The sequence below is a fragment of the Paenibacillus sinopodophylli genome, from assembly GCF_005930355.1.
Taxonomy (GTDB): domain Bacteria; phylum Bacillota; class Bacilli; order Paenibacillales; family Paenibacillaceae; genus Pristimantibacillus; species Pristimantibacillus sinopodophylli.
Genome location: NZ_VDBO01000035.1, coordinates 1 through 4,422, shown reverse-complemented (window position 1 = coordinate 4,422; position 4,422 = coordinate 1). Strand labels below are relative to the sequence as shown.

The window sequence follows — 4,422 nt, the reverse complement described above, 5'->3', positions numbered from 1 at the left end:
TCTTGGACGTTTCCACCTTGCCACCTATTGTGCTCTGTTCAGGGATGAATATGGCTTGGCTGCAGTTACAATCTGAAGGGACATCTGTTTCCTTGTAGAGTTCAAAGATTTCTATACCGCCCATATCCATTGTAGGCTGTCTAGTTAGAACATTATCAGCCCTTACAAAATAAGGAGATCCTCCAGTATCATCACACCCTGATGGTAAGGGTTTTCCTGTAGTTCGTACAAAGGAGCACGCTAACTTGTATTCTTTGTTCGTTTTGGAGGATACCAGCTTATCCGGTATCACTACTTGTTTAATAGGTTTGCCGAGCTTGTAACCCTTACCGCCATTGTCATCAGTAACATCATCTTCTAACTGCGTAGTCATATTACTCGCTAATCTTTTCTTTATGATTGCGTTCTCGGTGCCCCCTACAAATTCAACAGGCATATCATAGTATTGTCGGAATCCTGATTTATTTGCCCAAAACTCTGCTGATCGTATACCTTGTAAAGTCTTATGTACGGGGAACTGTAGAATGTCATAACGATTAACTTGCATAATTGTATTAAAGTAAAGTGTATCCCCATTTTGAGTACCCAAGAAGGTAGATTCTTTTTTAAGAATCTCTTCAAACTTATCTGCTTTCATAGTGACTACATTCTTTACATGCATAGGTTGTCCAGCAACCGGATACTCTTCAGGTTTAAATTCTTTAAAAGCATCTTTAGGTAATTCTAAAATTTTACCATCTGCAGCAGGTGAACAAGTAGCAGTCAGCTTGCTAGCATCGGTCTGATTGTCTCTATCAGAACAAACGCGAGTCTTCCTGACTATCCAACCAGCAGTCTGATACTTAATGCCAGATTGGGCTTTTTGATTTATGGAGATGAATATCAGATCTCCTTCTACTACATCATATTTACCCCCTATTTTTACATCGGCAGCCTCTTTAGGTGTAACAAAGTGAATACCTTGTTTTTGCCCATCAACATCCGCGCCTATTTCTACAGCTGAGACGGTTATTCGTCCTACAGAAGATAATAATGTGGTAACTAATATGACAATAAGCATAATATAGCTAATTGATCTTTTCATGCCTACACTCCTTGTGAATACTAATTATTACTTAAGAACCGAATAACTATATCTTCCCTTTGTAAACATATTTTCAGAAGAAGATAAGCTAAGTCGGGTCCATTGCATATTTGCTGCGTTAGAGTCTAGAGCTACATCACTGTATCCTCCGTACCAAACTCCTAATTTTAATTTATAAGAATCCGAGTTCGCAGATACGTTATAGTTATCCATAAAAGTCTGAGACGTGTCTGTTGCAGATACTATCATAAACTTGAAATAAGTTCTTAGAATAGATCTACCATTTTCGTATCTTGTCATAGAACCTTCTGGATCAGCATAGCCTTTTGTTACTAACTTGTTTGTTTTTGCCCATGCAGCAAATTCTTTAAATCCTCTAGTCGCTTCTGCTCTGAAATAATCCCCTCGATTTTCCATATTGGAAACTAAAGACTTAGCAAAAACATCTGCATTGAGTGTTTTGTAATTAACATTAAGCATAGTACCATAATACTGACGAGCATGCTCTGCCCATTCATCAATATACTTCTTTTCTGAGAATCCATCTTTAACCTCGAAGTACTCTTTATTAGAAATGTAGCTGTCGACTTTCTTAATATTATAGAAAGAAGCAGGCAAGTCCGATAATTTATTCCACTCCGAAGAAATCGCACCACTCAACTGTCGTCCCCAAGGATCTAATTTGATAGAACCTTCTTTTACTTTAGAGAGAAATATAGTATCGCTTACAAGTACAGAATGAGCACCTTGATCGAAGCTTACTTTCGATTCCATAGCCTCACTCACAAAACGAAGAGGAACCATTGTACGACCTTCGTACATTTCTGCAGTTGTATCCAACTCAATCATCGTTGAATCGATACTTACAGTCTTTGAACCTACTGGAAGCGTGATGTTCTTTCCTTTGTACTTAATTCCTACGGTTTTTGTAGCGACGTCCCATGTCACATCCCCACCTAATTTCTCCGACACAAATCGAACGGGAACCATCGTTCTTCCATTCGTGTCGATATAGGGCTCCGTATCTGGAAATTGAACCTTGTGACCATTAACAATGATAGGTAAGATACGAAGATCTTTACCAGGGGATGCCATCACTGATGTACCACCGATCACCATGCTGACCGCTACCATTGCTCCAATAATCTTCTTATACATCGTTTCATCTTCTCCCTTATAATATGTTTGGTTTTTCGTTGCTTAATTGGTATCGCTAGCGAATTGGTATGCTTTCAAATGTCATCTCTACTGTCTATATGTAATTCCTTCCAAACCATGACTACGACAATTTTAGCACATTATTCCTATTTCATACACATAATAACGACAAATGTCGGGACTATTCGACTAATCATTTCCTTTAAGATTGAATTAATCTGAAGGATATAGGCTTACAATAGCCTTTCTACTTCCTATGTTTTCAAAATAAGGTATACACGCATGAAATAGATGAAATATACCTATCATTCACAAAGTCTATTGACAAGTATGAGGCAAGTTAACTATTCAGAAATACATTTTGACCTTTTCCTAAATAGAGGAGACCAAGAAAATCTGTATAAACAATCATGAATTAAAGACATACGACTAACGCTGAGGCTAAAAAAGCTGTTATAAATTCAACCTACACAAATTTTCACGATGATTTAGGGCATTATACTAACAACTGAAAATGACTTTTTCTGTGTCTACCCTGCTAAGAAATACTCACATATTGAGGAGCCAAATAAACAAAGAAACAAAAAACAGATCAATCATGGTAGTATCTGACCATAATCGACCTGTTCTATGTAGCTCCTAAGCGTTAATTAGGTTATACTTTTCGAGCATTACTGTACGAACAAAATGTTTAAATCTTTATACGGGTATTACATGGGTTAGAAGTGTTACTGTTATAATGATGGGTTCATTCGCTACTGGGTGAGGCATTTTTGAAATAGGTCGCCACTTGTATGATTATTTTTTTAGCATATAGCAGCGGATAAAAATAGAACTACAACACGACGCTAGCTCGCATTGTGGCGTATAATTAACTAATTATTTTATAAACTGAACTAATGGTAACTTAGGAAAATAACTAAATTATTCGTATTTTTAGAACCTAACTGTTCGCATCAAGAGCATTAAGGGCCTCATCACTTATGTCTTGTGACAGTAGTTCTTTAGTAATTGCCCCAGAGTTTCGCGGCCATCCACGTGTACCGCATATTAATTCATTATGGTGGTAGCCGATTCTTCCGCCCCTCTCAAAAAGTTTAATTATTGGATCATATAAATCATGAAACATCAATGCAATAGGTAATTCTTGGTCAACTGCATATGCCCAGTCAATATAGTAAGTACAAAGGTATTCAACAACCCAGTCAATATTAAAATTGTCTTGTTCAATGTAATTCTCCTTTATATGACTTGGTACATCAAACTGAACAATTTCAACTGCATTAAAAATTGCACGCCTGTTATCACCTATGGAATTAGAATCTAAAAAAATATTACCCCTTCTAATAAACTCAGTTACTAAAACAGCGTGGGAAGGTTTATCATAATCCCTTATTTCCCAATTAATATTTCGCACCCTTTTCTTTGCCTTTTCAAAGTTAACATTCATTTCTATCACCTCAAATTTTCGGTTTGAAACCTGGGAAACCTCCAGGCTGTGATGGTGCCAACTCGTGAGCACCCTTTGTACTTTCGTTCTTCGTACCACCATTGAATTCATTTATATCGCGATAAGGTAATCCATCTTTCATCAGTTTACTTTCTGCTAGCTCATGGTCAGCTAGTTTCCTGAACCACGCTTTTTCCGCTTCATTCAACTCTCTTACTAATGCCTGCTCCCATCCATAAGCAACGTCAATTACGGGATCAAAATAACCTTTATAATAATACTTCCCATTTATTGTGTCTACTAAGTTGATGTGCTCAGTCAATATCATATGTTTCTTTAATTGTATCGCTTTTTCTAAACTTAAACCGGTATTTCGAGCGAACTTTTCTATCTCCTGCATATCTAATCCTGATGCCCTTAATTTCTCATATGTTTTTAATGCAATCTCTTCCTGTTTGAAACCAGGGATAAATTTTATTGGTTCGCCCCGTGGTTCGATAGGTTTAATAGGTGGAACTTTATCCGTCCCCTCAGTCTCTTTACCCTTCTCCGAAGGCTTGTCAGACGGCTTTTCTGCCGATTGATTAGGCTTCGGATTCGTAGGAGTACCACCATTTCCTTGGCCGGTAGCACTCTCTGGTTTATCCTTATTCCCTTTACCCGGTAGTCCAGGGATTTTTGGTACTACTCTTGAAAACACCAATCCTGCAAACAGCACACCTATATAATA

Annotated in this window: 3 protein-coding genes and 1 pseudogene; all 4 read right to left on the bottom strand. The window is 37.5% G+C overall.

The window, feature by feature from the left end:
• Positions 1–1,084, bottom strand: a 1,084-nt coding sequence (locus tag FGT79_RS30450) for a hypothetical protein (RefSeq protein WP_138756571.1), incomplete at its 3' end; no start/stop codon positions are given.
• 27 nt (positions 1,085–1,111) lie between these two features.
• Positions 1,112–2,242 carry a copper amine oxidase N-terminal domain-containing protein gene (locus tag FGT79_RS30445; RefSeq protein ID WP_138756570.1) on the bottom strand — a complete coding sequence of 377 codons (1,131 nt, stop codon included), beginning with the start codon at positions 2,240–2,242 and terminating at the stop codon, positions 1,112–1,114.
• 943 nt (positions 2,243–3,185) lie between these two features.
• A complete protein-coding gene (locus FGT79_RS30440) occupies positions 3,186–3,692 on the bottom strand; it encodes a hypothetical protein (protein WP_138756569.1) in 507 nt (168 codons plus the stop codon).
• A 10-nt stretch (positions 3,693–3,702) separates the two neighbouring features.
• Positions 3,703–4,422 (bottom strand): annotated as a pseudogene (locus FGT79_RS31470) (hypothetical protein); the annotation flags it as partial.

Coding starts and splice junctions, on each gene's coding strand:
- FGT79_RS30445 (WP_138756570.1), bottom strand. CDS start 2,242: ATGTATAAGAAGATTATTGGAGCAATGGTAGCGGTCAGCATGGTGATC.
- FGT79_RS30440 (WP_138756569.1), bottom strand. CDS start 3,692: ATGAATGTTAACTTTGAAAAGGCAAAGAAAAGGGTGCGAAATATTAAT.